The sequence below is a fragment of the Methylotenera sp. E1MeOHC1 genome (assembly GCF_058745595.1).
In genome coordinates this window covers 1090070-1116301 of the sequence record NZ_CP196025.1, presented here as the reverse complement: position 1 = coordinate 1116301, position 26232 = coordinate 1090070, and the positions used below count along the sequence as shown (strand labels likewise).

24 protein-coding genes are annotated in these 26232 nt (G+C 45.2%); 14 read left to right on the top strand and 10 right to left on the bottom strand.

Features of this window, described 5'->3' with window-relative positions:
* Nucleotides 1–9 precede the first annotated feature (9 nt).
* The 7 genes from ACSSU7_RS05095 to ACSSU7_RS05065 form a co-directional block, all read right to left on the bottom strand.
* Nucleotides 10–684: a hypothetical protein gene (locus tag ACSSU7_RS05095; RefSeq protein WP_492517630.1), complete on the bottom strand. Its 675-nt coding sequence runs from the start codon at nucleotides 682–684 to the stop codon at nucleotides 10–12.
* On the bottom strand, nucleotides 685–1614 hold the full coding sequence (gene trhO / locus ACSSU7_RS05090; protein WP_492517629.1) for an oxygen-dependent tRNA uridine(34) hydroxylase TrhO: 930 nt from the start codon (nucleotides 1612–1614) through the stop codon (nucleotides 685–687).
* Between the two features lie 142 nt (nucleotides 1615–1756).
* A complete protein-coding gene (locus ACSSU7_RS05085) occupies nucleotides 1757–2566 on the bottom strand; it encodes a formylmethanofuran dehydrogenase subunit C (RefSeq protein ID WP_492517628.1) in 810 nt (269 codons plus the stop codon).
* The gene (fhcD, locus tag ACSSU7_RS05080; RefSeq protein WP_492517760.1) at nucleotides 2563–3471 is read right to left on the bottom strand and encodes a formylmethanofuran--tetrahydromethanopterin N-formyltransferase; all 909 of its coding nucleotides are present in this window, start codon (nucleotides 3469–3471) and stop codon (nucleotides 2563–2565) included. Before fhcD ends, ACSSU7_RS05085 begins: the two co-directional genes overlap by 4 nt.
* Nucleotides 3472–3477: 6 nt before the next feature.
* Complete coding sequence (locus ACSSU7_RS05075; protein WP_492517627.1) at nucleotides 3478–4137, bottom strand: pyridoxamine 5'-phosphate oxidase family protein; 660 nt, start codon at nucleotides 4135–4137, stop codon at nucleotides 3478–3480.
* Nucleotides 4138–4163: 26 nt separating this feature from the next.
* The gene (locus tag ACSSU7_RS05070) at nucleotides 4164–5840 is read right to left on the bottom strand and encodes a formylmethanofuran dehydrogenase subunit A (protein WP_492517626.1); all 1677 of its coding nucleotides are present in this window, start codon (nucleotides 5838–5840) and stop codon (nucleotides 4164–4166) included.
* On the bottom strand, nucleotides 5837–7108 hold the full coding sequence (locus ACSSU7_RS05065) for a formylmethanofuran dehydrogenase (protein WP_492517625.1): 1272 nt from the start codon (nucleotides 7106–7108) through the stop codon (nucleotides 5837–5839). The genes ACSSU7_RS05070 and ACSSU7_RS05065 overlap by 4 nt, the downstream gene beginning before the upstream one ends.
* A 139-nt stretch (nucleotides 7109–7247) precedes the next feature.
* On the opposite strand from ACSSU7_RS05065, the gene ndk reads away from it, so the two are divergent.
* From ndk to der, 12 genes are all read left to right on the top strand, one after another.
* Complete coding sequence (ndk, locus tag ACSSU7_RS05060; RefSeq protein ID WP_036303551.1) at nucleotides 7248–7655, top strand: nucleoside-diphosphate kinase; 408 nt, start codon at nucleotides 7248–7250, stop codon at nucleotides 7653–7655.
* 77 nt (nucleotides 7656–7732) lie between these two features.
* On the top strand, nucleotides 7733–8836 hold the full coding sequence (gene rlmN, locus ACSSU7_RS05055; RefSeq protein ID WP_492517624.1) for a dual-specificity RNA methyltransferase RlmN: 1104 nt from the start codon (nucleotides 7733–7735) through the stop codon (nucleotides 8834–8836).
* Between the two features lie 16 nt (nucleotides 8837–8852).
* A complete protein-coding gene (pilW, locus tag ACSSU7_RS05050) occupies nucleotides 8853–9650 on the top strand; it encodes a type IV pilus biogenesis/stability protein PilW (protein ID WP_492517623.1) in 798 nt (265 codons plus the stop codon).
* A 2-nt stretch (nucleotides 9651–9652) separates the two neighbouring features.
* Complete coding sequence (locus ACSSU7_RS05045) at nucleotides 9653–10669, top strand: RodZ domain-containing protein (protein ID WP_492517622.1); 1017 nt, start codon at nucleotides 9653–9655, stop codon at nucleotides 10667–10669.
* Between the two features lie 15 nt (nucleotides 10670–10684).
* Nucleotides 10685–11977, top strand: a complete 1293-nt coding sequence (gene ispG, locus ACSSU7_RS05040; RefSeq protein ID WP_492517621.1) for a flavodoxin-dependent (E)-4-hydroxy-3-methylbut-2-enyl-diphosphate synthase — start codon at nucleotides 10685–10687, stop codon at nucleotides 11975–11977.
* A gap of 18 nt (nucleotides 11978–11995) precedes the next feature.
* Nucleotides 11996–13261 carry a histidine--tRNA ligase gene (hisS, locus tag ACSSU7_RS05035; RefSeq protein WP_492517620.1) on the top strand — a complete coding sequence of 422 codons (1266 nt, stop codon included), beginning with the start codon at nucleotides 11996–11998 and terminating at the stop codon, nucleotides 13259–13261.
* 53 nt (nucleotides 13262–13314) lie between these two features.
* Nucleotides 13315–14067 carry an SIMPL domain-containing protein gene (locus ACSSU7_RS05030; protein ID WP_492517619.1) on the top strand — a complete coding sequence of 251 codons (753 nt, stop codon included), beginning with the start codon at nucleotides 13315–13317 and terminating at the stop codon, nucleotides 14065–14067.
* Nucleotides 14068–14070: 3 nt separating this feature from the next.
* Nucleotides 14071–14961 carry an ATP-binding cassette domain-containing protein gene (locus tag ACSSU7_RS05025; RefSeq protein ID WP_492517759.1) on the top strand — a complete coding sequence of 297 codons (891 nt, stop codon included), beginning with the start codon at nucleotides 14071–14073 and terminating at the stop codon, nucleotides 14959–14961.
* A complete protein-coding gene (locus tag ACSSU7_RS05020; RefSeq protein WP_492517618.1) occupies nucleotides 14958–15761 on the top strand; it encodes an ATP-binding cassette domain-containing protein in 804 nt (267 codons plus the stop codon). Before ACSSU7_RS05025 ends, ACSSU7_RS05020 begins: the two co-directional genes overlap by 4 nt.
* A 46-nt stretch (nucleotides 15762–15807) precedes the next feature.
* Nucleotides 15808–16431 carry a tetratricopeptide repeat protein gene (locus ACSSU7_RS05015; RefSeq protein ID WP_492517617.1) on the top strand — a complete coding sequence of 208 codons (624 nt, stop codon included), beginning with the start codon at nucleotides 15808–15810 and terminating at the stop codon, nucleotides 16429–16431.
* A gap of 6 nt (nucleotides 16432–16437) precedes the next feature.
* The gene (bamB, locus tag ACSSU7_RS05010) at nucleotides 16438–17616 is read left to right on the top strand and encodes an outer membrane protein assembly factor BamB (RefSeq protein ID WP_492517616.1); all 1179 of its coding nucleotides are present in this window, start codon (nucleotides 16438–16440) and stop codon (nucleotides 17614–17616) included.
* Nucleotides 17617–17720: 104 nt separating this feature from the next.
* The gene (der, locus tag ACSSU7_RS05005; protein ID WP_492517615.1) at nucleotides 17721–19175 is read left to right on the top strand and encodes a ribosome biogenesis GTPase Der; all 1455 of its coding nucleotides are present in this window, start codon (nucleotides 17721–17723) and stop codon (nucleotides 19173–19175) included.
* A 231-nt stretch (nucleotides 19176–19406) separates the two neighbouring features.
* Here the strand turns inward: der and ACSSU7_RS05000 are convergent, their stop codons facing one another.
* The 3 genes from ACSSU7_RS05000 to ACSSU7_RS04990 form a co-directional block, all read right to left on the bottom strand.
* The gene (locus ACSSU7_RS05000) at nucleotides 19407–22481 is read right to left on the bottom strand and encodes a methyl-accepting chemotaxis protein (protein WP_492517614.1); all 3075 of its coding nucleotides are present in this window, start codon (nucleotides 22479–22481) and stop codon (nucleotides 19407–19409) included.
* Between the two features lie 590 nt (nucleotides 22482–23071).
* Nucleotides 23072–23404 carry a hypothetical protein gene (locus ACSSU7_RS04995; RefSeq protein ID WP_492517613.1) on the bottom strand — a complete coding sequence of 111 codons (333 nt, stop codon included), beginning with the start codon at nucleotides 23402–23404 and terminating at the stop codon, nucleotides 23072–23074.
* A 36-nt stretch (nucleotides 23405–23440) separates the two neighbouring features.
* Nucleotides 23441–24244 carry an outer membrane protein assembly factor BamD gene (locus ACSSU7_RS04990; protein WP_492517612.1) on the bottom strand — a complete coding sequence of 268 codons (804 nt, stop codon included), beginning with the start codon at nucleotides 24242–24244 and terminating at the stop codon, nucleotides 23441–23443.
* Nucleotides 24245–24282: 38 nt separating this feature from the next.
* On the opposite strand from ACSSU7_RS04990, the gene rluD reads away from it, so the two are divergent.
* The gene (rluD, locus tag ACSSU7_RS04985; RefSeq protein ID WP_492517611.1) at nucleotides 24283–25392 is read left to right on the top strand and encodes a 23S rRNA pseudouridine(1911/1915/1917) synthase RluD; all 1110 of its coding nucleotides are present in this window, start codon (nucleotides 24283–24285) and stop codon (nucleotides 25390–25392) included.
* 21 nt (nucleotides 25393–25413) lie between these two features.
* Nucleotides 25414–26208 (top strand): peptidoglycan editing factor PgeF, encoded by a 795-nt coding sequence (gene pgeF / locus ACSSU7_RS04980; protein ID WP_492517610.1) that lies wholly within the window; start codon nucleotides 25414–25416, stop codon nucleotides 26206–26208.
* The last annotated feature ends 24 nt before the right edge of the window (nucleotides 26209–26232 follow it).

Sequence of the window (26232 nt, the reverse complement as noted above, 5' to 3'; positions counted from 1 at the left end):
ATAAGGTGTTTATTCGATAAAAGTTACTTCAATGCCTTGATCTGAGCCTAGGTTTTTATCAGGATTATCTATCCAGTATTGATAAAACTCGCGTATCACTAGCAAAAACAGCTGTTTGTTCTCATCAATTTTAAATAAAGGCAACGTCATGTCTACGCCAACCCGATACACTCTGGCATCATCAGTAGGGGCGCCTTTTAATTGCAGTAGCAGTATTTTAGCCAGATTAACACGGTTATCGAGCAACTGTGGATTTGCACCTTTGTCTTTTAGTGCTTTTGTGTAGGCAGTTAAGTGCCTAGTTTCGGTAATGTTAAATTTAGCAGTATTTAAACGATCGGTCAGCGCTTTAAGCGTTGTCGGTTCAGGTTGCCACTTTAATGGCTGGATATCAAAACCGCCTTGTCTGCTAAATGCTGCGATGGCTTTAATATCCTGCATCCAAAACGGATAAAACTCCCTTGCAGTATTCAGGCTGTCATGCCAAATATCGGCTGGAAGGGTTTTAATGATTTTTTCTATGGCCTTGCTGTAGCTTGTACGCTCCAGAGCCTGGTTTTGTAACAGCGGTATAAATTGATCTAAAAACAACGAGCGTTTGTAAAGCATGCCACTTTTAGCGCCTTTTTTTTCAAGTAACTTGAAATAGGCGCTGATGGCTTCTTGTTCGCGTGAGTGGGTCATTTATTTTTGTTTTTCACCAATATGTGTTTCTCCGCGCTGTTTTGCTAGCGTCACTTGTTTTTGTCTTTCTAGCAATCTTGCGCGTTTTTCTTCTGAGACTTTATCGTAACAATGGGGGCAAGAGATACCGGCAGCGTATTGATCGCTTTGCATTTCAGCAGGGGAGAGCGGGTGTCTGCATGCATAGCACTGATCAAACTCCCCAACTTCTAGATTGTGTTTAACCGCAACGCGTTGGTCAAATACAAAGCATTCGCCTTCCCACATGCTTTGTTCTTCAGGTACGGTTTCCAAGTATTTCAAAATGCCACCTTGCAAGTGAAACACCTCATCAAAGCCTTGGTCCAGCATGTAAGATGATGCTTTTTCACAGCGAATACCGCCAGTGCAAAACATCGCCACTTTTTTATGTTTGGTTTTATCAAAGTGTTTCGTCACATATTCCGGGAACTCACGGAACGTGGTTGTTCTTGGGTCGATTGCACCTTTGAATGTGCCAATGTCTACCTCGTAATCATTACGCGTATCAATGAGTACAACATCCGGGTCTGAAATCAGTGCATTCCAGTCTTCTGGTTTCACATAAGTGCCTACTTTTTTAGTAGGGCTAACGCCGGGAACCCCAAGGGTCACGATTTCTTTTTTAAGTTTTACCTTCATGCGATAAAACGGATGTTCATCGGCAAAAGACTCTTTGTGTTCTAAATCTGCAAATTTTCCGGCAAATAGCGGGTCGGTGCGTAAGTAGTTAAGTACCTGTTGAATATCATCCGGTAGGCCTGCAATGGTGCCATTGATGCCTTCTTCTGCAAGCAGTAGAGTGCCTTTGATCTGATGTGTCTTGCACGCTTCCAGAATAGGCACTTGCAGTGCCTTGTAGTCAGGCAAGCTAACAAATTTATAAAGGGCGGCGGTCAGGTACTTAGGCATAGCAGCAAAATCTTAATGTAATACGCTATTTTAACAGATGATTTTACAAATCGATGCTTATCTCAAAAAGCTAGCTATTCGCTATACATGAACTTGTGGTTCTATGTAATTACCATATGACCAATGCACTTAGACTTAGTGCCTAAGCATTCAGAATAAGCACTTCACCATTGCCTTTGTAGGCCGCATCCCCTACAAAACGCTGTACGCGCTGTGAGCTTAATTGGCTAAATTGTGTGTTGTATTTTTTAAATGATTTAAATAATAAGCTCAGGTATGGCAATGTGTGCGTGCCACAATTTTGCACTGTTGCATGCAAGGTCGGTGCATTTTTTAGTAATAAGGTACCACGGTGCATATTAAATGCTGTGTAGGAGCCAACCTTACCTAATACTCCAATCGTGCCTGCAATCATACGGCTACCGCAGTAGTCGCCAGCATTGCCCTCAATCAAAATTAAGCCTCTACGCATCTGGTCGCCTACACGGTCACCGGCATTACCTTTGATAATCACAGTGCCGCCGCGCATGCCTTTGCGTAAGCCTTCAGAGCCAGCGCCCAAGAAATCACCTACGTTCGCATCAATTTTCAAGAGACCATTCACCATATTGCATGCAGCATAACCTTCAGCATTGCCTAGGCAATGGATTTCACCACTCTTCATGGTAAAACCTAAATAGGCGCCAGCATTACCGTCAATGGTGATTTTGCCAGATGACATGTGCGCACCGATGTAATCCATTTTGTTCGATGCATTTTTAAATATCACATGTGTTGCATCATTGCCACTGATTTCAAACAAATCGCCTACCAACACAGTGTTGTTGCCGTAAGTTAGTTTAATGCTGGCAATGTCAGCAGCTGATTTATTGGCTAAATTATTTGGGGTCAAAGCACAGCAATTAACCGAGAATTGAAGTGTATTCTTTAGTGTGAAAGTAAGCGCGTTCATGAGTTGCTGCCGTTTAAAATATCATGTAATTTGAAAAGGTGAGGGCCAAGTTTGCCGCCATAGTTACCTGCCGAAATGCGCTTCACGCCACTGTCCGCACCTAAGTTGCAAATGGCTTCGATGCCCACTTTCATTGAGAGTGCGATATCTTCAAAGGTTAAGCCATCAATCACAATTTCCATAACGCTTTCAATCTCAGGTGAAAGCTCGGTATTAGTGGCACCTTTTAGTGTAGGACAGAATGCATCATTGGTTGAAGCAAACATGGTTTTGTATTTACTACCGACTTTAGAGCCAGAGCGCACTACGCCACCTGGGAACGGCATAATCACGTTAGGCACTTTTTTCATGGCTTCAATCGCTACTTCAGCCGCAGCCAAGGCGGCTGGTTGTGATGTTGCTAGAATCAAAAAGTTACCGCCACCAATTGCACGCACCATGCTGGTGGTTTCTTCAGTAATAAACTCGCCATCCATCACTGGGATACGCCAGTAGCGTTTGCCATCAATCAGTTTAGAGGTTTGGAAGCCATCGCCAAAATAGCGCAGGTGTTTACCTAGGCTGATTTTATCTTCACCATCGATGCCGGAAAAAGCCGCAGCGGTTGGGCAAGTTAAGATACATTGCCCCATGCGGGTTTCTAGTTGCTGCATGAGCACTTTGCTGCCCATGGCAAACATTAAGATACTGACGCCAGGCCTACCGTCCGGTGTTTCTTCGGTTGATAATTCGCGCTCAATGCCAGCTTCAACGCCGCAACCGATGACTGAGGTTGCAAAACCGGTCATGGCGTTTGCGGCATGGTATGCCCATTTTAGGTTTTGCGCGGTAATAATCACGCGTGTGCCGCGCATATTAAATGCTTCAGCAAAAGTATCGTCAATTTGTATAGTATTTAGCAACATCATCATTTAGGCCGTAGGGTCAGCAGTTTTAATTTTATCAATCCATTCTTCAATTTGAATGGTACCTAGTTCTTTTACTTTGTTGAGGTCTGTCTCTGGCAGCACATCTTGTACTAAATCCAGGCGTTTCCACTCGGCAAGTGGTGTTTCACAATGTTCACGCGGTACGTAACGTGAATCACGCACTTTGGTGCGCTGGTGAATGTAGCGCGGGCAGTTTTGCCATAGCTCAGATAAGGTCACGCGAACGATAAAATCGGCTTCCTTGTACTCGCTCATCAGTGGGTCATTGCGTGAGATAGTGGCAGTGCCTTGCACGCGGATGCGATGCGGCGTTTCAAATGAGATAAACAGCAAGCCAACTTGCGGCTGTGTGCTGATGTTTCCCATAGAGAAAAACATGCCATTACCATCGTAGCTTGGGAAGGCTAAGGTTTTGCTATCAATCACTTTAACAAAGCCAGCATCGCCGCCTTTGTAAGACACGGTAGGGCGTCCCTGATGGTCTACCGTGGATAGGAAAAACATATCCATGTGTTCGATAAACCCTTTTGATTCATCATCAAACTCAGTTTTGCAAGCTAACTCTTCAACGCGGTCTGCCATTTTACGTGTGGCAAATTCATCTTGCAGTTGACGGTGCTGTTCGCCATATAGTCTACTCATATCGTTTCCTTTCAGTCGTGAGACTGTTAGTTTTCATTGACGACAACGCTACCTCTGCCGTCATCAAAGATCTCGGCATCGCTAATCTTGAAGTTATCTAAGCCTATGGTTTGGTAGCGGTCAAAGTATTCTTTTAGCTCTTTTTCTACACCAATATCAAAAGCTGGTTTTGCGGTATGGGTCGCACCCCAGACCACTTTAATCACTGCACCGTCTTTAACCACTAACTCACCATTTTTAAATACATAATCAGGCTTGGCAAACATCGCTTCGCGGTTTTCTTGGTCAGTATAAACCGTGATGTCTGCGTTAGCGCCTACGCCCAAATGTCCGCGGTCATTCATACCAATCAGCTTGCTTGCACCAGCACGTGTCATGATTGCAATGTCATATAGGCTGTATTCGCGGTCTAAGCTGGTGAGGTTGCTCATAGATTGCGCATCCAGATTAAGCTTGGCAAATGCTTCGTTTCTGAAAGATTTATCCATCAGTAAGCGAATCAAATGCGGATAACTGGTAAACGGTGCACCATTCGGATGGTCTGTGGTTAAGAAAATACGCCACGGATCTTCAACCGATAAGAAAATCTCTAAGCCGATTGCCCATTGCAAGGCGTTCACATAGTTTTGATCGCGATATTTAAACGGCAATACACCACAGCCCGCATCGCACTCAATATCCATAATCACGGATTTTTTAGGATTTGCATGCTTGGCATTTAAGTGTTGCATCATAGAGTCACCAGATGCAGTGACGGTTTGATTGAACAGGATTTGGCCAACATCGGCCGTGATGTTTTTGTTTTTATTGATGGCTTCCGCGATTTGCGCTGCCGCTGACGAGAACTTCTTATCGCCTTCTGTACCGTAACTATGGAACTGAATATGCGTTAAGTGCATAGGCAGGCCATTACTTGCAGTCATTGTGTTGAGCGTGGTTTCAAAGTTGCCAGCTGCGCCAAGATTGTTACAGTGTACATGCAGCGGTTTGGCAATGCCAAGTTCATGCACGGCACGGCTAAGGCTTTGCAGCACTTCACGCGGGCTTACTTGGTAGTGCTGATGGTTTTCGTCTAAATTCAGTCGGCGTTGATTGAATTTGAATGCACTAATGCCACCTGGATTTACGACTTTAATACCGATGGTCTGTGTGGCATGCAGAATCCAAGCAACGTAGTCGTTAATGGCTTTTTGGTCTTTTTTCGCGGTTAACATGCGCAAAAAGTAATCGTCATTACCTAGCATTGCATAGCCACCCTTGTCGATCATCGGGGTGTCGCCCATTTCTAGGTGAGCTTGGCGCGCGTTGATCGGTGAGATCGCAGGCTCAAACGCAGCGGTATAGCCCATTTCAATGTATCTAAAGCCGGTGTCAGTTGCAGTCGGTGTGGCGTGGTGGCTGCAATATGGCGTACAGATATGCGCTTCTGGTTCGCTCAGGCTTTTGATTTCCTGCATCTGTTTTTGTTGATATTCTGGCAGCATCATGCGTGCAATATTGACCTTGCCGCCACCGATATGGCTGTGCATATCAATCGCGCCCGCCATTACTACTTTGCCGCTCAAATCATAGGTTTGGCTGATTTTTGCGTTATCTAGCGGTTTGGGGACGATACGGCCTTGATTGATATAAATGTCTTCTACTACGCCATTTTTATTGTGCGCTGGGTCGTACAGTTTGCCGTTCTTGAGTAAAGTGATCATGCTAATTCTGCCTCAATTCTATTTATTACCTCACTCAAGTTGGGTAATTCATTATTACGTAATTTTTTTAGTGGTAGCGTGATAGAGCTATCCATGCGGAACATCGAGCCTACATGGTCAACGCCAGGGATGCCAACCGGGATAAATACATCCGGTGTGCAATCGAATTTAGTGTCTGGGTGTCCAATCACAATAGTAGGCAGTGCGGTTTGCGGTGCGCTGGTTGGATTAAAGGTACTTACCCACAGCAAAGCATCGCTGTTCTGCAATTGTTTTTGTGTGCTGAAATGGTAGTTGTCATATTCAGGTTTGCCATTCACGAAGCGGTTTCTGGTTGGGTAACCACTCAACCACGTGCTGGTGTTGTTCACGGATGAATCGCCATCTCCAGAGTTAAGTGGTAGGCCGGCAGCGCGCGTGGTTTCATTCAACTGATTTACAAGTTGAACGATGCTTTGGATGGTAAGTTCTGCGTGGCTGAATTTAAAACTACTGGCAGACCATACAACCACAGCGTATTTGGCAGCTTTTAATTTTTCTACCAAGGCTTGTAATGTTGCTACTGCAACGCTACCCACAGTTTCTGCATTAATTTTTTTGTTGATTAACAATGCGTTAAGCGCGTTCACAATTTCAGGCACTTGAGCTGGGTCGTTGCCTATCGCGCTGGCTAGTTTGCCTTCTGGTGAGGTAGCTGATTTGGTTTTTTCTGCAGGTACCCCTAGGTAAATTACCTCAGGGCTTGGTTTGTTAAACAGGCTGTCAGAGTCCCAAACCAGCTTTTCGAAGAAGCGAGGGTGGCTAGTGCCAATGTCTGTACCAATGGCTAAAATCAAGTCGGCACGATTTTTAACTTCTGACAGGGTGGTGGTGAGCCAGCCGCTATTTTGCATGGTTAGCGTGTTGCGCACGGATGATTCGCTATGCATGTGGTCTAACGTTGCATTACTTGTTGTGGCTAGGCGCATGATGGAACGCATCCCTTGTACTTCCGTGCCAAGACCGGCAATCAATGGTGCTTTGCTTTGCGCCAAGATGGCAGCAGCAGCTTTGACTGCAGTCTCTAGGTCAGTGGTTTTACCTGATACGCTAGGCGCCGTGTTTGAGCTACTTGAATGAAATGATTGCTCAAAAAAAGTAATGCTCTTGGCACATGCATTTTGAATGGCCACGGGCGCAGTACTTGTTAGTACTAAATCATCACAAAGCATGCCACAGGCAGGGCAGGTAATGGAGGCGGGGAGAGTTGGATTTAAATTGTTTTTCATAATAACGCCAATTTTGACACATCAAGAGTGATTCTAAAACTCATTTAATTAACACCATAACATAAAATGTTGGTTTATTTTAAGTGCTAAAAATGGTATTTTAACGGTCTTTTCAATAAGTTAATTTAATGGAGTAATTATGGCAGTTCAACGCACGCTTTCTATCATCAAACCAGATGCAGTTGCAAAAAATGTTATTGGTAAAATTTACACACGCTTTGAAAACGCTGGTTTAAAAGTTGTTGAAGCTAAAATGGCACAATTAACACAAGCTGATGCAGAAGGTTTCTACGCAGTACATAAAGAGCGTCCATTCTTTGCTGACCTTGTAAAATTCATGATTTCTGGTCCAGTAATGATTCAAGCATTAGAAGGCGAAAACGCTGTGCAAGTTAACCGTGACTTGATGGGTGCTACTAACCCTAAAGAAGCTGCTGCTGGTACTATCCGTGCTGACTTTGCTGAAAGCATCGATGCAAACGCAGTGCACGGTTCTGATTCTGCTGAAAACGCAGCAATCGAAATCGCTTACTTCTTCGGTAAGTAATTTAATTATTCAGGTTGCATAGGGTTGCCTTGCAATCTAAAGAATAGTTAATCGTTAATATTAAGGTGTAAACAATTTTGGTCAATCTGCTCAATTACAATCAAAAACAGCTCGCTCAATGGTTTGCTGACAGAGGTGAGAAACCTTTTCGTGCCAAACAGTTAATGCGCTGGATGCATCACTTTGGTGTGCATGATTTTGAGCAGATGACTGATATTGCCAAAAACCTGCGCGAAAAACTCGCTGTCGATGCAGAGATTACCTTGCCGACAGTGCAGTTAGCTCAGGTGTCTAACGACGGTACACGTAAGTGGCTGATCGGGACAGATACTGCAAATAGCATTGAGACCGTGTTTATCCCTGAGGATGATCGCGGTACTTTATGTGTTTCTAGCCAAGTAGGCTGTGCACTAGAGTGCACCTTCTGCTCTACTGGGCGTCAAGGTTTTAATCGCAACTTAAGCGTTGCGGAAATTATTGGTCAGCTTGCCATCGCAAATCAATCATTACGGCAAGAAACAGGCTACGACATGCTGCCTGCCGGTGATCGCATTATTAGCAATGTGGTGATGATGGGCATGGGTGAGCCTTTAGCCAATTACGATAACGTAGTTACGGCAATGCAGATTATGCTGGATGACTCGGCTTATGGCTTAAGCCGCCGCCGTGTGACGTTGTCTACTAGCGGCATGGTGCCGGCAATGGATCGTTTAAAAGAAGATTGTCCGGTTGCATTGGCGGTGTCTCTGCACGCGCCAAACGATGCTCTGCGCGATGTCATCGTGCCGATCAATAAAAAATACCCACTTAAAGAATTAATGGCAGCGTGTAATCGTTACCTGGAAAAAGCGCCGCGTGACTTTGTCACGTTTGAGTACGTGATGTTGGATGGCGTGAATGATACCGTTGAGCACGCACACCAGCTTCTGGAGCTAGTGAAGAACGTTTCTTGCAAATTTAATTTAATCCCGTTTAACCCATTCCCTAATAGCGGTTATGATACGTCTAAACCAAGTCATGTACGTGTGTTCCGTGATATTTTGATGCAGGCAGGTTATGTTGTGACTGTGCGTAAAACACGCGGTGATGATATTGATGCGGCTTGTGGTCAATTAGCAGGTAAAGTGCTAGATAAAACGAAACGTACTTCTAGGCATGTTCCTATAGAATCCGTTGATTAAACGAGGTGAATGTTAAATGAATTTAATCCAGTTACTTACTCAGCAACTTGAGTCAGTTAAATCTTTTGCACGTCAGTTGGGTTTTGTAGCTACGCTCACTTTGTTTGTTGCTGGGTGCGCTACTCAGCAACAGCAAGCCTATGATGCAGGTGCTTTAAAAGCACGTGCACGTGCGCACTCAGATTTGGGTTCTGTTTATTTACAGCAGCGAAACCTAGAAGTTGCCTTGGATGAATTTACGATAGCCACGAAAATTGACCCAACCTTTGCAATGGCTTACAACGGTTTGGGCATGGTGCATGGAGCACTTGGTCAAGATGCGCAGGCAGAGGCAAGCTTCAAGCAGGCCATACAAATTGAGCCTAATAATTCAGAGGCACATAATAATTTTGGTAATTTTTTGTGTTCGCGTGGTCGGGCCGATGAGTCCATCAAAGAGTTCATGGCAGCGGTGAAAAACCCATTGTATGCAACACCTGCAATGGCTTACACCAACGCTGGTGTTTGCTCGTTACGCAAACAAGATACACGTAATGCAGAAGTGTACTTTCAGCGCGCATTGCAGCTGGAGCCTTTGTTTCACTCTGCCGCTTATCAGTTGGCACTGATTCAATTTAACCGAAATGATGTCGTTAGCGCAAAAAATACCCTGCAAAATGCGATGTTAAGTAGACCTGGGCCTGAGCTGTTGTGGTTATCAGTAAGGATTGCGCGTTTGTTAGGTAACCGAGATGATGAGTCAAGTTATGCACTTGAGTTAAGACGTCAATATCCAGATTCAGAACAGGCTAAATTGTTACAAAGTGGAAATTAACAATGACAGATACACAACAGGTTGAAGAGATAGTCGAAGAAACTTCTGTGACTGCATCAGTAGGCGCAGTGTTGCAGGCAGCGAGAGAGGCAAAGAAATTATCGCAGCAAGATGTGTCAGATCACTTGCGTTACAGCGTTAAACAAGTGGATGCGCTAGAGCGTGATGCTTTTGATTTACTGCCAGACGCGATGATTACTCGTGGTTTTATCCGCAACTATGCACGTTTATTAGAGATAGATGCTGCACCACTATTGGATACTTATCGCCAGTTGTCACCAGCGCAGTCACCTAGTCTGCTCGCCATTAACCCTTCGATGCAGCCTGTGCAGTTAACTAAAGATAATCGACCATGGCTAACCTATATTTTAGGCAGTATTCTGGTTTTATTCTTTTTACTTGCATGGTTTGTGTACATTGAATACATGCCTCAGCAGTCCAAAGCTCCGGATGAAGCAGTGCAGCAAGCAGCAACGCCTGTGGCAGAACCGTTAGCCGAGACGCAAGATTCTACGGAAGTAGTTTTGCCCGAGACAACTTTGCCTGAGGCAGCTTTACCAGCCGCTGAGCGTCAATTTGCAGAAGATGCACTTTCAAGCCAAGACGCAGGCCTTGCTAACCCACCTGCAGTGAATGCGCCGCAGCCTAATGCACAAGCCATTGCGCCTGTGCAGCCAGCTACTACTGCAGCGCCTGCTAAGCCAGAACCGCAAGTTAAGCTAGAGCAGCAAGTTAAACCAGAGCCTAAGGCCAAGTCAGAGCCACAGGCACCAACTGCTGCTTCGAAAAAAGTAAGCATGACAGTGACAGAGAAAACCTGGGTGCGTGTGAGTGATAAGGCTGGGCAAGTGCTTTATGAAGCTACTTTAAATGCGGGCGACACGCAGTCGCTTAGCTTTCAATCACCGTTTAATGTGGTGATTGGCAATGCTAAGGCTGCTACAGTCAATGTTTCTGGGCAGGCTGTGGATTTAGCTGGTTATACTCGCAACAATGTTGCACGTATCAGTTTGGAGTAATCATTGAGTTTGTTTATGCAAAATAAAGCCCGTAATACTTTGCAAGTGATGGTTGGGCACGTGCCAGTAGGCGGTGGTTTGTTAGATACTTTGCCCGCACCGGTAGTGGTGCAAAGTATGACTAACACAGATACTGCTGACGCTGAAGCAACCATCAAGCAAGTGTATGAGTTATGGCAGGCTGGGTCTGAGGTGGTGCGTATCACCGTTAACTCCCCAGAAGCTGCTGCGCAAGTCGGCAATATTCGTCGTGGTTTAGATAAGTTAGGTTGCAATGTACCGCTGGTTGGTGATTTTCATTACAACGGCCATAAATTACTGGCTCAATATCCGGATTGTGCTGAATCGTTAGCAAAATATCGCATTAACCCAGGTAATGTAGGTAAAGGTTCAAAGCGCGATGAGCAGTTCGCCGCGATGATTGAGGCTGCGATTCAGTATAAAAAGGCAGTGCGTATTGGTGTGAACTGGGGGAGCCTAGACCAAGCCAAAATGGCGCAGATGATGGATGATAACGCGAAGCTGGCCGAGCCATTGACTGCGGATGCATTGATGCGTGAGGCTTTAATACAGTCAGCACTTGAGAGTGCTGAGCAGGCGGTAGCCTTAGGTTTGTCGCCGAATCAAATCATCATTTCATGCAAAGTGAGCGATGTGCAAGATTTGGTAAAAGTCTACACTGAGCTAGCAAGTCGTAGCGATTATCCCCTACATTTAGGTCTAACCGAAGCTGGTATGGGCTCTAAGGGTATTGTTGCTTCAACCGCGGCTTTAGCTTTATTGTTACAGCAAGGCATCGGTAATACTATTAGAGTTTCGCTCACGCCAGAGCCGAATGAGTCACGGACTAAAGAGGTGGTGGTAGCGCAGGAAATCTTGCAAACCATGGGGATTCGCTCATTTACTCCTTTAGTAACGGCGTGCCCAGGTTGCGGCCGCACTACTTCAACGTATTTCCAAGAGCTTGCCATGCAAATTCAAACTTACCTGCGCAATCAAATGCCTATTTGGCGCGATGCGTATGCCGGTGTCGAGAGCATGAGCGTAGCAGTCATGGGCTGTGTGGTCAACGGCCCCGGCGAGTCTAAATTAGCCAATGTCGGTATTAGTTTGCCAGGTACGGGAGAGGTGCCAGTGGCGCCGGTGTTCGTCGATGGTGAAAAAACCGTTACACTGAAAGGCGACCATATTGCCGAGGAGTTTCAGGCAATTGTGGAAGCTTACGTGCAAAAAAACTATGCCGAAGGTGGCAAACTGCGCCCAGCACCTGCACAAAAAATAATTCCAATACAAGCAGTCAATTCATAATAGGCAATTCAAAAGTTCATGAGTAACAAATTTCAAAGCATTAAAGGTTTTTACGACATTCTGCCAGAGGCCACGCCTCTATGGTTCAAACTGGAAGACACCGCACGCCGCGTACTTGCACAGTATGGCTATAAAAATATCCGTATGCCGTTGGTTGAATCTACCGATTTATTTGTGCGTAGCGTAGGTGAGCATACCGACATCGTAGAAAAAGAAATGTACGCATGGGAAGATGCACTCAACGGTGACAAGCTTACCTTGCGCCCTGAAGGCACAGCCGGTTGTGTACGTGCTGTAGTTGAAAATAATCTGACCTATAATGGCCCGGTGCGCTTGTGGTACAGCGGTGCGATGTTTAGGCACGAGAATGTGCAAAAAGGCCGTCAGCGCCAGTTCCACCAAATTGGTGTGGAGGCTTTTGGCTTTGATACCCCAGAAGTTGATGCTGAGCAAATTGTGTTGCTGGCAAGGCTGTGGCGTGAGCTTGGCATTCAAGATGTAGAGCTGCAAATTAATAGCATTGGTGACGCACATGAGCGTGCCGAATACCGCAATGTGCTGATTGCATACTTTGAACAGCATGCAGAGTTGCTAGATGAAGATGCTAAGCGCCGTTTGCATACTAATCCACTGCGTATTCTAGATACTAAAAACCCGCGGATGCAAGCTATGTGTGAGGCCGCCCCAAAATTGCTGGACTGTTTGGGCACTGAAACTCGTAGCCATTTTGAGGGTCTGTGTAAAAGATTGAATGATGCCGGTGTGGCTTATACGATTAATCCGCGTCTGGTGCGTGGTTTAGATTATTACAACCGCACGGTATTTGAGTGGGTGACCACCAAGCTAGGCGCACAAGGCACCATCGCCGGCGGTGGCCGTTACGATAGTTTGGTTGAGCGCCTAGGCGGCGATGCAACGCCTGCATGTGGCTTTGGTATTGGCCTGGAGCGTGCATTCTTACTTATGCAAGAGTATCAGGTTGAAGCAGATGATGCGCCTGATGTGTATCTGGTGAACGTAGGCGAGCAAGCAGAAGTTGCTGCGTTTGGTATTGCTGAGCGTTTACGCAATGCAAATATTCAAGTGGTGTTGCATGCCGGGGGCGGTAGCTTTAAGTCGCAGATGAAAAAGGCTGACAGAAGCCGTGCTAAGTATGCATTGATATTGGGCGATGACGAGGTAGCTAATAACGAAGTGGCATTGAAACCTATGTTGGCAACTGTGAAGGGTGAGCAACAGAAACTAAGCATTGAAGCCGCGGTTGCGTACTTAACTGGTAATTGATTTAAATAGTAGTAGCACCTAACACTTGAAGTACTTATTAAAAGGTATTTGCAATGAACGAGCAGAATAATCTATTTAAAGCTATGGTTGCATTGGGTATCTTTTTGGCAATTGGCATGTCTGCTGCTGCATTTATACTTGGCGTGCAGGGTAAGCGCGCCATGTCTGGCCAGCAATCAATCACGGTGAAGGGCTTGGCAGAGAAGCCAATCAAGGCAGATAGTGCTGAATGGGAGTTGAATGTTAGTGTTACCCAGCCTACACAAGCGGAGGCTTTGGAGAAGCTAGCTGTGGAACGCAAAGTGGTGGAGGAGTTTTTATTAGCGCAGGGGTTTGACGCTAAGACCTGGAGTGCTGATGTCGAAACCTTAAATCCGCATTACGACGAGGAGTTTATTAAAGACACGCCACGACAAGTGCAGCACGGTTTTGATGCCTATCAAACGATTCGTGTTGTGACTAAAGATTTAAATAAAGTGACCAATGCCAATAAAGCCTTATTGCAACTACGTGCAGAAAATCATCCTGTGGTCGCCAGAGCGCCATCCTACTTAGTGAGCGATTTAGAAAATATTAAAATGTCTTTAATTGCGGCGGCTACAAAAAACGCACGTAGCCGCGCCACCGAGTTTGTAAAGCAGGATGGGGTGCAAGTTGGCGTAATGAAATCTGCTTCGCAAGGTGCATTTTATATTCTACCTGTGGGCGGCGATGCCGGTGACGACAGTTATGGTGGTGTTTACGATAAATCAACCATTGATAAAACCGCTCGCGTTGTGGTGACTATTGTTTATAGTATCGAGTAAATGATGAGTACACCTACTGATACAGTCCAGCCATTATTACAGCTACAGCATGTCACTATCTCGCCCAAAAATACGCCATTGCGTTTATTGGTGAATGATGTGAGTTTTACCATTGAAGCAGGTAAGACTACTTGTGTGGTCGGTGAGTCCGGCAGCGGTAAAAGTCTGACAGCATTGTCGGTGATGGGTTTGTTATCACAACAGTTGCAACTCAACAGCGGTAAGGTTTTATTTAATGACCATGAAAGCGGTGTGCAAGATATTGGCTTGCTGACTGAAAAAGCGCTGCAAAAAATCCGTGGTGCTAAAATCGCCATGATTTTTCAGGAGCCGATGACCTCACTTAACCCGGTGCTGACTATTGGCTACCAAATTGGCGAAAGTTTGACTACGCACCTAGGGTTAAAGAATCATGCTTTAAAAAACAAGGTCGCTAGCTTGCTTGAAATGGTTGGTATTCCGCCTAGCCGTGCGGATAGTTACCCGGATGAGTTATCTGGTGGGCAGCGCCAGCGTGTGATGATTGCGATGAGCATTGCTTGCGAGCCGCGCTTGCTGATTGCCGATGAGCCTACCACTGCACTGGATGTCACGGTGCAGGCGCAAATTTTAAAATTGCTGGACGACCTCAAAACTCGTATGAATATGGGCATGTTGTTTATAACGCATGATTTTGGTGTGGTTGCGGATATTGCGGACAATGTCGTGGTGATGTTTAGAGGCGAGATTGTGGAGTCTGGCACTAAGCAACAGGTGCTCAACAACCCGCAGCATCCATATACCAAGGCATTACTGGCCTGTGTACCTGACGCGGAAGGTAAAAAAGATTTAAAACCGATTGATTATGCATGGTTGCCAGACAGCAATTCCCAATCGACGAGTGCGGCAATATGAGTGAATATATTCTAGAAGCTAAGCATTTAACCAAAACCTACACGCAGCGTAGTGGCAAGTTTGGTTTTGGTAAAACCTTGGTAAAAGCATTGAACGATGTCAGCATCAAGCTGCGTGCTGGCAAAACACTCGCGGTGGTTGGTGAATCTGGCAGTGGTAAATCCACCTTGGCAAGATGTCTGTTACAATTGCAGTCGATTGACAGTGGCGAAGTGACTTTTGCAGGGAAAGATTTAGCTAAGCTCAATGCAGAAGCGCTTAGGTCAATGCGTAAAGATTTGCAAATGGTGTTTCAGGACCCGTTTGCTTCGCTTAATCCACGTATGCGCATCGGTGATTTAGTCGGCGAGGGCTTGCTGATACATGGCTTGGGTGATGCTGCTGAGCGTAAAAGCAAAGTGATTGCTATGTTAAAGCGTGTTGGCTTAAGTGAGGCTGATATGCAAAAATACCCGCATGAGTTTTCTGGTGGGCAAAGGCAGCGCATCGGCATCGCTAGGGCGCTAGTACTGCAACCCAAGGTTGTGGTGTGTGATGAACCAGTGTCAGCATTGGATGTATCGATACAGGCACAAATACTGTTGCTGCTAAAAGAGTTACAGCAAGAAATGGCATTAAGTTATATTTTTATTAGCCATGATTTACGTGTTGTGCGTCATATTGCAGATGATATTGTGGTGATGCATCAAGGGCGAGTTGTTGAGTTAGGGAAAGTCGCTGATATTTATGAGCGGCCTCAACATGCCTATACACAGAGTTTATTGGCAGCGATTCCTGGTAAAAAAGTCGCAAATGGATGATAGGTGTAGCGTAAGTTTTTGAATTAAATATATATTAGGACTAAGAATGGCATACGATTTAGAAGAGCAAGAACAGTTAGATGAGTTAAAAGCGTGGTGGAAAACCTACGGAAAAATGGTCAGTAATTTGGTCATAGGCTTATTAGTTGCTTATGCCGCGTACCAAGGCTGGACATACTATCAAACCAAACAGGCTGTAAATGCTTCTACTGAGTATCAGGCATTACAAGTGGTTGATGCTAAAGATACAAAATCAATTCAAGCTAAAGCCGCTGTGCTAATGGAAAAATATAGCGCGACACCATATGCTGGCCGTGCTGCAGTATTGGCTGCCAAAGCAAATTACGAAGCCAACCAGATTAAAAGCGCTAAAGCGCAGTTGGAATGGGCGATTAGCAATGCGAAAGAAACTTCTGTGAGCGCGATTGCAGGTTTGCAGTTAGCCAACATTTTGGCTGAAGAAAGCAATTTCGACGCAGCTTTGAAAGTGTTAGAAGCAAAGCATGATGCTGGTTTTGATGGTTTGTTCCTTGATCTTAAAGGTGACGTACTACTTGGCTTAGGTAAACGTGACGAGGCTAAAGCAGCTTACGAACTTGCACTTACCAAGCTAGATGCCCAAGGTCGCTACCGTCATTTGACGCAACAAAAAATTGATTCACTAGGCTAATACTTAATGCGTTTTATTAAACAATCAACTGCATTATTGGCTATATGTGGCTTCACGCTGCTTTCTGCCTGTACCTCAATTACCGATCTGAAAACTGACTTGTCAGAACGTGTATTCGGTCGTGAGGTGGTGGATATGGAACCGTTGACTGAGTTTGAGGCGAACGCAACCGCCAAAATTGTGTGGCAGACTAAACTTGGCATATCCGGTAATTATGACCTTGCGCCAGTGGTCGAGGCTGGTTTTGCTTATGCTGCTAGCTCTGAAGGTGATCTAGTCAAGTTAGATGTAATTAACGGTAAGCAGCTGTGGCATGCAAAAGTAACTGAAAAACTTACCGGTGGTGTAGGTGTTGGCGGTAGCTTGGTGTTGGTTGGCACGCAAAAAGGTGTGGTTTATGCTTATGATTTATCAGGCAAGCTGCAGTGGATGTCCAGACTGAGTAGCGAGGTGCTAAGCGCGCCTAGATATTACGACGGTATGGTCATCGTGCGTACCGGTGATAGCCGCATTTATGGTATTAACGCGGATGACGGCAGTAGAAAATGGGTTTATGACCGTACTAGCCCTGCGCTCACAGTGCGCAGCAGTGCAGGCGTTGTGGTCGATGGCGGTGCGGTATATGCCGGCTTTGCCGGTGGTAAACTTGCGGCAATTCGCGCTGATAACGGCAAACTGCTGTGGGAAGCCTCCGTGGCACAACCTAAGGGCGTTACCGAGATTGAGCGTATTGCGGACATTACCAGCTTGCCGATGGTGGATGGTCCTTTAGTGTATGCGGTAGCTTATCAGGGCCGTATTGCAGCGGTTGACCGCGCATCTGGACGTGTTGTTTGGAATCGTGATATTTCAAGCTTGACGGGTTTAAGTCACGAAGATGCACGTATTTATGTATCGCATGCAATCGGTTCCATTTATGCGCTTGATTATACAACGGGTAAAACCTTTTGGCGTCAGGCAGCCCTTAAAAATCGGCAGCCTACTGCACCTTTACCCATGGGCGACCGAGTAGCGATAGGTGATGCTGAAGGTTATGTACATTTTCTTAAACGCGAAGATGGTGCGTTTTCCGCCAGAATAAAAACTGACAACACCGCAATCCTGCCGCAAATGGCCATCATTAACAGTGACACCTTACTGGCACAATCACGAGGTGGCAGTTTGTACGCGATTCAAATTAAATAAAATGTTTGGTTTGCTTTAATCGCTTATTATTAGAATTAAAAATTAATTGAGCTAATTGATGACTGAAATTATCAATTAGCTTCAATGCTTTATAGAAGGCTCACATGATACCTACCATTGTTTTGGTTGGTCGACCTAACGTCGGCAAATCAACATTATTTAACCGTTTAACCAAAAGTCGTGATGCGTTAGTCGCTGACTTGCCTGGCTTAACCCGTGATCGACATTATGGGCGTGGCATTGGTGCCAGTCAGCCGTATCTAGTTGTAGATACCGGTGGCTTTGAGCCAAATACAGACAGTGGCATTCTTAAAGCCATGGCTAAGCAAACGCTGCAAGCAATTGATGAGGCTGATGCGATTATCTTTTTGGTGGATGGTCGCCAAGGCGTTTCACCGCAAGACATGGAAATTGCCAATCGCTTAAGAAGAACCAAATGTCCAGTATTGTTAGCGGTGAACAAAACTGAAGGCATGCAAAAAGCAGTGGTCAGTGCAGACTTCCACGAACTGGGTTTAGGTTATCCGCTTTCAATCTCTTCAGCGCACGGCGAAGGTGTGCGCGATATTATTGAACTGGCGCTGGAAAACTTCACTGTCATTGAAGATGAGCCGGTGACTGATTATACCGGTGACAGAATTCCTAAAGTAGCGATTGTAGGCCGCCCTAATGTGGGTAAATCCACCTTGGTGAATGCGTTGTTAGGGGAAGAGCGAGTTATTGCTTATGATGAGCCTGGTACTACGCGTGACTCTATCCATATCGATTTAGAAAAGAACGGTAAACATTACACTTTGATTGATACGGCAGGTGTGCGTAAGCGTGGTCGTGTATTTGAAGCGATTGAAAAGTTCTCTGTAATTAAAACAATACAAGCGATTGAAGAGGCGAATGTGGTGATTCTTGTGGTGGATGCGCAAGAGGGCATCACCGAGCAAGACGCCCACGTAGCTGCTTACATCTTAGATGCTGGTCGTGCTTTAGTGGTGGCTATCAATAAATGGGATGGCTTAAAAGAGGATGAGCGGGATTGGATTAAACGTGAAATTGACCGTAAGTTACAGTTCTTAGACTTTGCTGAGTTTCACTACATTTCCGCTTTGCGTAAAAAAGGCCTGCCAGAACTGTTTAAATCAGTTGATGTGGCTTATAAAGCCGCTTTTGCTAAGCTTGCAACACCGCAGCTGACACGTGTACTGATTGATGCGTTACAACAGCACCAGCCACCTATCAGTAAAGGCATTCGTCCAAAATTACGCTACGCGCATCAGGGTGGTAGCAATCCACCTATTGTGGTAATTCATGGTAGCCATGTGGATGGTGTTAAAGATGCTTATACACGCTTTTTAGAAAAAACCTTCCGTAGAACTTTCCAACTTTCAGGTACGCCACTGCGTGTAGAGTATAAGCAGGGCCATAACCCGTTTGCTGAAGATGAAGATAAGCGTAAATCTGGCGAGGGTATTGTAAGTATGCGCCGTCGTAAGACTGCGCAACGTGCTGAGTTAAAAGCTAAAAAAGAAGTTGAAGACAAAGATCGTCGCGCTAAAAAGCACTAAAGCCCATCGTGCTCTAGCCAGCACTATCACAGCTTATAGCTGACTGGCAGGAGTGGATGTCCATCAGGCTAAGTATAATAGGCACCTGTCTTAATCGTTTATCTGTCACTGCATTGCGGTGACAGTGAATGGTTGATACTGTTCTACTATCAATCAAACATTGCCGCTTATGTTAAATTTAAATATTGCACACGCTGTGTAATCAATACACAGCGTGTGCAACTCTGACGCTTAGAACTCTTCCCAATCCCCGTTACCATTTGCCTGTTTGATTGCAATCATCCTTACCGGCTCTGCTTCAGGGCGACTTTTCATTACAGATAATGCCACATGATTGTGGTTTGATTTCAAGGGCTGATTTGCATGTGGGGTGTCTGTAGCATCGTCTAGTTTAAATGCACTAATAGCACTAGATAACTGATTAGCTTGTTCTACTAGTGATTCCGCTGCCGCAGCGGCCTGTTCTACCAATGCTGCATTTTGTTGCGTAGATTCGTCCATGCTGGTAACCGCCTCATTAACCAGATCAATGCCTGCTGCTTGCTCAATAGATGCAGCGGCGATTTCCCCGATGATATCGGCAACATGTTTCACTGATACCACTACCTCTTCCATGGTTTGCCCAGCATTTTGTACCAAGGTTGTACCTTCGGTAGTTTTGCTCACAGAGTCTGTAATCAGCTCTTTGATTTCTTTAGCGGCACTTGCTGAGCGCTGCGCCAAATTACGCACTTCACCAGCCACCACCGCGAAACCTCTACCTTGTTCACCAGCTCTAGCCGCTTCAACAGCTGCATTCAATGCAAGAATATTAGTCTGGAAGGCAATGCCATCAATCACAGAGATAATATCTTCAATTTTGCGTGCACTATCGTTGATGGCAATCATGGTAGTGACGACATCAGATACCACATTTCCGCCTTTAACTGCGATATCAGAAGCGCTGAGCGCTAGCTGATTCGCTTGTTTTGCATTTTCAGCATTGTGCTTAACTGTGCTTGCCAGCTCTTCCATGCTGGCTGCAGTTTCTTCTAGGCTGGATGCTTGTTGCTCGGTGCGGCTCGAAAGGTCATTGTTACCGGAAGATATCTCGTTAGCTGCTGTTGTAATGGTATCAACGGCGTCTTTAACTGCAATGATAGGCGCTACAATCGTTTCCAGCGTTGCATTCACACCTTCTACCACTTTACGGAAGTCCCCTTGGTGCTGGGTCACATCGGCTCTGGTGCTGATACGTCCTTCAGTAGCTGCTTGCGATAACATATTGGTGTCACTCACCAAGCGGTTGATTGCATCGACACAAGTGTTCAGGTTGTTCTTAATGACGTTAAAATCACCGTTGTATGGTTGAGTGATATGGGAAGGAATATCACCCTTGGATATACGATCCACATACTGTGCAGCCATATTCAGCGGGTTAATAACATAATCTAGGGTACTATTAATCCCTTCTACAATTTTGCGGAAATCTCCTTGATGCTGGCTTGCATCGGCACGTGTCGAGAGTTGGCCTTTTTCAGTAGCATTTACCAATAAGGCTGTATCTGCAATCATGGTATTCACCGCATCAATACATTGATTCAGGTTGTTTTTAATTGCGTTGAATTCGCCGTTGTATGTGTCGGTAATTTTGGGAGGGATGTTACCTTTGGCAATATCGTCCACATATTTGGCAGCCATGTTTAATGGGTTAACCACCGCATCTAGGGTATCATTGATGCCTTGCACAATTTTACGGAACTCACCATGATGACGTCTGGAGTCTGCACGTCTGGAAAGTTTGCCCAGAATCGTGGCGTTAACCAGCATGTTGGTGTCCACCACCAGCGCCTGAATATTAGCTCGTACTTGCTCAATGGCCGTATTAACAAATGCTTTTTTGCCTGGGAACTTCTCTAGTTGCGGTGTTAAGTCACCATCACCAAAGGCCTGCACCACGGCAATCGCTTTTTGGTTCATTTCAATATGGTCAGCCACCATTTTGTTAATGCCAGTCGCCATTTCGGCATAGACGCCGTGGAACTGCTGAGCATTTAATGTGGCGTCTATATCGCCAATAGAGTGCTGATGACTAACCCTTTGCAGGGCATCAATCAGATTTTTAATGGTTTGTTGCATGCTGTAGGATGAACGTATTACATCACCCATTTCATCACGGCTGAAGACCTTACTCTCATCATGCTCAACAACTTTGCCCTGCGCAAGATTGTTCATTAAATCCTTGGTCTCACTTGTGGCCTGAATAATGTTTCTGGCGACTGAGAACAGCATCAGGCTAACAATTAAAATCGTTAAAATGGTGATAGATACTACCAGCCAAAATTGCTGTTGCTGTTGCATCAAACGTTTTTCTAATGACTGGTCTAGTAACTTGCTAATTTCGTCATAGGCTTTATAGCCTTTGGTAATGGACTGAGTAGCAAAATTAAAATATTTTTCTGTATCTAACTCTATGGTTTCTGCATCAATAATCGATGTTTTTACTAGTGTGTTTAGCTCATTGATTGATTGTTGTAGCTCAGTCATTACTGGTTTTACTTGTGTGTAAGTGCTCTCGTAATTTTTAAGTACTGACATCACATGTTCGTAGCTTTTGAGCGATGCCTCAACTTGGTTAGTGAGTGCTGAAAGCTTTAGCTTTTCTTGATTCGTAACAAACTGCCTAGAGGTAATACCAGCACCTAAACCACGAATCTGTGCCGTGATTTCAACGACATTGATAGTTCTTAAATAGACAATATCCATGAGATAGTAGGTGTCCATTTGCGGGTCTAGCGTCAGTGTACTTGCGTCTGTGAGCTTTAATGAAAACTCAAGCAACTGATTGATTAGATTGCTATGATTTGTAAAGCTTTGCTGTGGCGTGATATCGCCTGATTTTGATTTAATTTGCGCCCAATCTGCTTTGAGCTTATCCCAGTTCTTTTTAATCTTACTCCAGTCTTCTGTAGAGCGAAATTGCTGACCAAGCTCTTTATCAATTTGGTCAATATTTACAATTAGCGTACTGGATTTTTTTTCATTAGCATCAATTTTTTCTGCAAAATCATCGTTTCCCGATAAATAGGAGTTGGTCATGCCGCGATGTGCTTGAACGCTCTCAATAAAATGGCGTAGGGGCATTAAATAGGTAATGCCTTGGCGTTCAATTCTGGTAATTTTTTGGTCAGAGTTCAGTAGCTGGATATTGAAAAACAATAGAATCAATAAAGGTACGAGCGCCACCGTGCCAAGTAAGGTAAATTTCTTTTTATAGCTCAGATTGTTTAATAAGTGACCGATTTTCCAGAAGTTCACTTTGCTCATAATTCTTTCCTAACCTAAATATATTCACAAACTACCGCGCTACAACAGTGTTGTATGCGCTTAATTGATAGCTTACACGGGGGCACTGCATAACTTGTAGGGTTATGTTTGGTGCGTCATCTAGACTTATTCCCACGTTGGAATAAATTTGGCTGATGTTATATGGCTCTGTAACCTCAGCCCAAACTCCCCTGCGTTGGGGAGCGGGTTAAAAGCAAATTACTCAATGCATTGTTGTCATGACGTTAATCTTGCACTTGAGTGCGTCGTTGCAAATAGCACAAGTATTAGCGTCTTGCTAATGATATTGTCGACAACAATTCAGTTAATTTTTAGTATGGCATCACAGCCATATTGTTTAAGCGTGCTCATCACGCTTAGTTTTGCATAGTTTAATATGGGAATTAAATAAATTAAACATAATTTATGCAGGAACCGCGGCAATATTAAACTTTGGGCTAGGTGTAGTGTAGTTTGCGAACCTAGCATCGATGGAAGCTTGGTAATTAAGCCCGTTAGGCAGGCCTGAGTGGCATAACGGCGTGGTGATTATCTAGGCGTGGCGACGTTTAATTATCTGCCAGTTAGCGCTACAAATAGGGGTATTGCTCTAGCGTTTTATTTTCGGTGGGTAACTCGTAAGGGTCCGCAACATAGGCAGGCCCTTTCATGATAGTGACGACAATGCAACCAATTGCAATAGCGCCAACAAAAAACCAGGCACTAAAAAGTACACCGAGTAATTGGTAGATGACCTGCTGTTGCTCTCGGCTTAGGGTTTCGTTACTTAGGTAAATAACTAGCATTGGAATGCATGGTGCGGCCGTTCCAATGCTAAAAATCAGGGGTAATTTTTTGAACAAAATCCACTCTAGGCCTGATGGCGTTTTAATGAAACCCGGTAATTTATTTAAGTACTTCATTAAAATAATGGATGCATTTAATGCAGTTTAGTTCATCTAGTATAGGCTTTCCCAGAACTTCCACCATACGCGCTCATCCTCAGGTGCATTCTTATTTAAAATCGCGCTATCTGGATAATTGGTTTTCAAAATGCGCAAGGTGTCATTTTTTAGGTCATCCAAGCCCATTAAGTCGTAAGCGCTAATCATAATGACCAGTGCTTCTTCTACATGTGGGGATTGTGGGTAGTATTCAATCACATATTTTGTGCGGTTAATCGCGGCAACGTAAGCTTTGCGTTTCATGTAGTAGCGTGCAACATGTAACTCATGCTCCGATAAGCTGTTTGCCAAGTAAACCATGCGCTGTGTTGCATCTTTTACATAACGGCTTTTTGGGTAACGTGTCACCAGTTCTTTGAATGTAGCGAAAGAGTCTTTTAGCGCACGTGGGTCACGGTCACTCACTTGCTGCTTGGTGAGCTTCTCTACAATGCCGCGCTCGTTAAATACTGCTAAGCCCTTTAGATAGTAAGCATAATCTACGTTAGGGTGGTCAGGGTGGAGTTTAATGAAGCGGTCGGCAGCAGCAACTGCGGATACTGGGTCTTGCTTTTTGTAATGGGCGTAGGCTGTTTCAAGTTGCGCTTGCGTAGCAAACTTGCCATGCGGATAGCGAGACTCAAGCTTTTGAAAGTAAACAATGGCTTTATCGTAGTCGCGGTCTTGCATTTTTGCCGCACCTTCTTGATAGATACGTTCAGCTGTCCAGCCTTTCGTATCATCAATCTCAGTTGGTGCGCCAAAAATCGCACATCCACTGAGGAGGAAGGTAAAAGCCAAAATTGAGATATACTTCATGCAAAACCACCTTTAAGAATTTCTCACAATTATAACCGATGACAGACGCTACTCAACAATCTCTTAACAACCTAATTCACCTCACAATTTCATCAGATTTGGGCGGCTTGCGTCTTGATGTTGCTTTGCAGCGGCTACTTCCTGAGCACTCACGCTCAAGACTGCAGGCTTGGATAAAATCCGGTTTGGTGACCGTCGACGGCAAGGCAAGTACGGCAAAAACCAAAGTTTGGGGCGGAGAGAGGGTATTGGTTGATGTGCAAGTGAAGCCTGAGACCTATGCATTCACTGCGCAAGATATCCCATTGGATATTGTGTATGAAGATGACCATATCTTAGTTGTGAATAAACCTGCCGGCATGGTTGTGCACCCTGCGGCCGGAAATTGGGAAGGTACTTTACTTAATGCCTTGCTATTTCATGCGCCGCAATTACACGATGTACCACGTGCCGGCATTGTGCATCGTTTAGATAAGGAAACCAGTGGCTTGCTAGTGGTGGCCAAAACATTAAACGCACAGACGCATCTGGTACGTCAGCTGCAAGCGCGCACCGTAAAGCGTGAGTATCGCGCCATTGTATGGGGCCAACTCTGGCGTAATGGCGTGGTTGATCAGCCGTTGGGTCGCGACCCACGCTCGCGTACTAAAATGGCGATTAACCGGATGGGTAAACCTGCCGTTACGCGTTACGAGATATTAGAGCGTTTTTCTGTACAAACTTATTTACGCTGCAACTTAGAAACCGGCCGCACCCACCAGATTCGCGTGCATATGCAGCATCTCAAGGCGCCTTTGGTTGGTGATCCAGTTTATGGTTTCCGTGGCATTGTGCCGATTCGCGCGATGACGCAAACGTTGCGTGATGCAGTCAGTCAGTTTCAGCGCCAAGCTTTGCATGCAATTAAGCTGGGTCTGGTGCATCCGGCCACCAATGAGTTTATGGAGTGGCAGATTGAGCTTGCTGACGACATGAAGGTGTTATTGGAAGCAATGCGTCATGAGGATGTGCGTGATGATGAAGAAGATTTTGAATTAAGCATGGAGCCTTATCTAGCTGATGAGGACTATGAGTATGACGATGATGATCTACTTGACGATGGCGATGAAGAAGATGATGCAGATTTTGATGATGAGGAAGATGTTTAGCTTTAAATGAGTGGAGTAACCATGGCTAATGCTGAACCTATTACATTAATCACCCCTAATTGGCCTGCACCTCACAATGTGAAGGCGTTGCAAACTACACGCGCTGGAGGTGTGAGCGTTGCCCCATACGCCAGTCTGAATTTAGGCACGCATGTGCAAGATAACCCAATTGCTGTTGCGAAAAACCGTCAACTATTAAGTTCGTATCTACCCAGTGAGCCAGTCTGGGTAAATCAAGTACATGGCACAGATGTGATTGATGCAGCCACTAGTACTTGTCTGCAAAATGCGGATGCCTCTTTTACGACTAAGCCAAATGTTGTGTGTGTGACGATGACGGCCGATTGCTTGCCGGTTTTGCTATGCGATAAAAAAGGTACTGTCGTTGCTGCAGCGCATGCGGGCTGGAGAGGCCTGTGTGACGGCGTGATTGAAGCCGCTGTGCAAAAGATGCAAGTGCCGCCTGACGAAGTATTGGTGTGGTTAGGCCCGGCCATTGGCCCCAATGCCTTTGAGGTAGGCGAGGATGTGCGTGACCAGTTTATTGCAAAAGATAATCAGGCGAGTCAGGCATTTAAACTGTTAGCGTCGTCCACATCAGGCGATAAATGGTTGGGTAACTTATACTTAATTGCACAGCAACGCCTTAACCGTATTGGCGTGAGTGCAATATATGGTGCTGGGGTTAATGAAGACTTTTGCACTTACACGGATCAAGCGCGCTTTTTTTCCTTTAGGCGCGATAACACCACTGGGCGTATGGCAAGTATGATTTGGTTGGAATCAGATACAGATGTTATAGCTGCTCAGTTATAATAGCGCTCTTTCATTATTGATCAA

Coding starts and splice junctions, on each gene's coding strand:
- ACSSU7_RS05015 (WP_492517617.1), top strand. CDS start 15,808: ATGGCATACGATTTAGAAGAGCAAGAACAGTTAGATGAGTTAAAAGCG.
- trhO (WP_492517629.1), bottom strand. CDS start 1,614: ATGCCTAAGTACCTGACCGCCGCCCTTTATAAATTTGTTAGCTTGCCT.
- ACSSU7_RS04990 (WP_492517612.1), bottom strand. CDS start 24,244: ATGAAGTATATCTCAATTTTGGCTTTTACCTTCCTCCTCAGTGGATGT.
- rluD (WP_492517611.1), top strand. CDS start 24,283: ATGACAGACGCTACTCAACAATCTCTTAACAACCTAATTCACCTCACA.
- ACSSU7_RS05070 (WP_492517626.1), bottom strand. CDS start 5,840: ATGATCACTTTACTCAAGAACGGCAAACTGTACGACCCAGCGCACAAT.
- bamB (WP_492517616.1), top strand. CDS start 16,438: ATGCGTTTTATTAAACAATCAACTGCATTATTGGCTATATGTGGCTTC.
- ACSSU7_RS05065 (WP_492517625.1), bottom strand. CDS start 7,108: ATGAAAAACAATTTAAATCCAACTCTCCCCGCCTCCATTACCTGCCCT.
- ACSSU7_RS04995 (WP_492517613.1), bottom strand. CDS start 23,404: ATGAAGTACTTAAATAAATTACCGGGTTTCATTAAAACGCCATCAGGC.
- ACSSU7_RS05025 (WP_492517759.1), top strand. CDS start 14,071: ATGAGTACACCTACTGATACAGTCCAGCCATTATTACAGCTACAGCAT.
- ACSSU7_RS05030 (WP_492517619.1), top strand. CDS start 13,315: ATGAACGAGCAGAATAATCTATTTAAAGCTATGGTTGCATTGGGTATC.
- pilW (WP_492517623.1), top strand. CDS start 8,853: ATGAATTTAATCCAGTTACTTACTCAGCAACTTGAGTCAGTTAAATCT.
- ACSSU7_RS05045 (WP_492517622.1), top strand. CDS start 9,653: ATGACAGATACACAACAGGTTGAAGAGATAGTCGAAGAAACTTCTGTG.
- ACSSU7_RS05085 (WP_492517628.1), bottom strand. CDS start 2,566: ATGAACGCGCTTACTTTCACACTAAAGAATACACTTCAATTCTCGGTT.
- hisS (WP_492517620.1), top strand. CDS start 11,996: ATGAGTAACAAATTTCAAAGCATTAAAGGTTTTTACGACATTCTGCCA.
- ACSSU7_RS05020 (WP_492517618.1), top strand. CDS start 14,958: ATGAGTGAATATATTCTAGAAGCTAAGCATTTAACCAAAACCTACACG.
- ndk (WP_036303551.1), top strand. CDS start 7,248: ATGGCAGTTCAACGCACGCTTTCTATCATCAAACCAGATGCAGTTGCA.
- ACSSU7_RS05000 (WP_492517614.1), bottom strand. CDS start 22,481: ATGAGCAAAGTGAACTTCTGGAAAATCGGTCACTTATTAAACAATCTG.
- pgeF (WP_492517610.1), top strand. CDS start 25,414: ATGGCTAATGCTGAACCTATTACATTAATCACCCCTAATTGGCCTGCA.
- ispG (WP_492517621.1), top strand. CDS start 10,685: ATGCAAAATAAAGCCCGTAATACTTTGCAAGTGATGGTTGGGCACGTG.
- der (WP_492517615.1), top strand. CDS start 17,721: ATGATACCTACCATTGTTTTGGTTGGTCGACCTAACGTCGGCAAATCA.
- ACSSU7_RS05095 (WP_492517630.1), bottom strand. CDS start 684: ATGACCCACTCACGCGAACAAGAAGCCATCAGCGCCTATTTCAAGTTA.
- fhcD (WP_492517760.1), bottom strand. CDS start 3,471: ATGTTGCTAAATACTATACAAATTGACGATACTTTTGCTGAAGCATTT.
- ACSSU7_RS05075 (WP_492517627.1), bottom strand. CDS start 4,137: ATGAGTAGACTATATGGCGAACAGCACCGTCAACTGCAAGATGAATTT.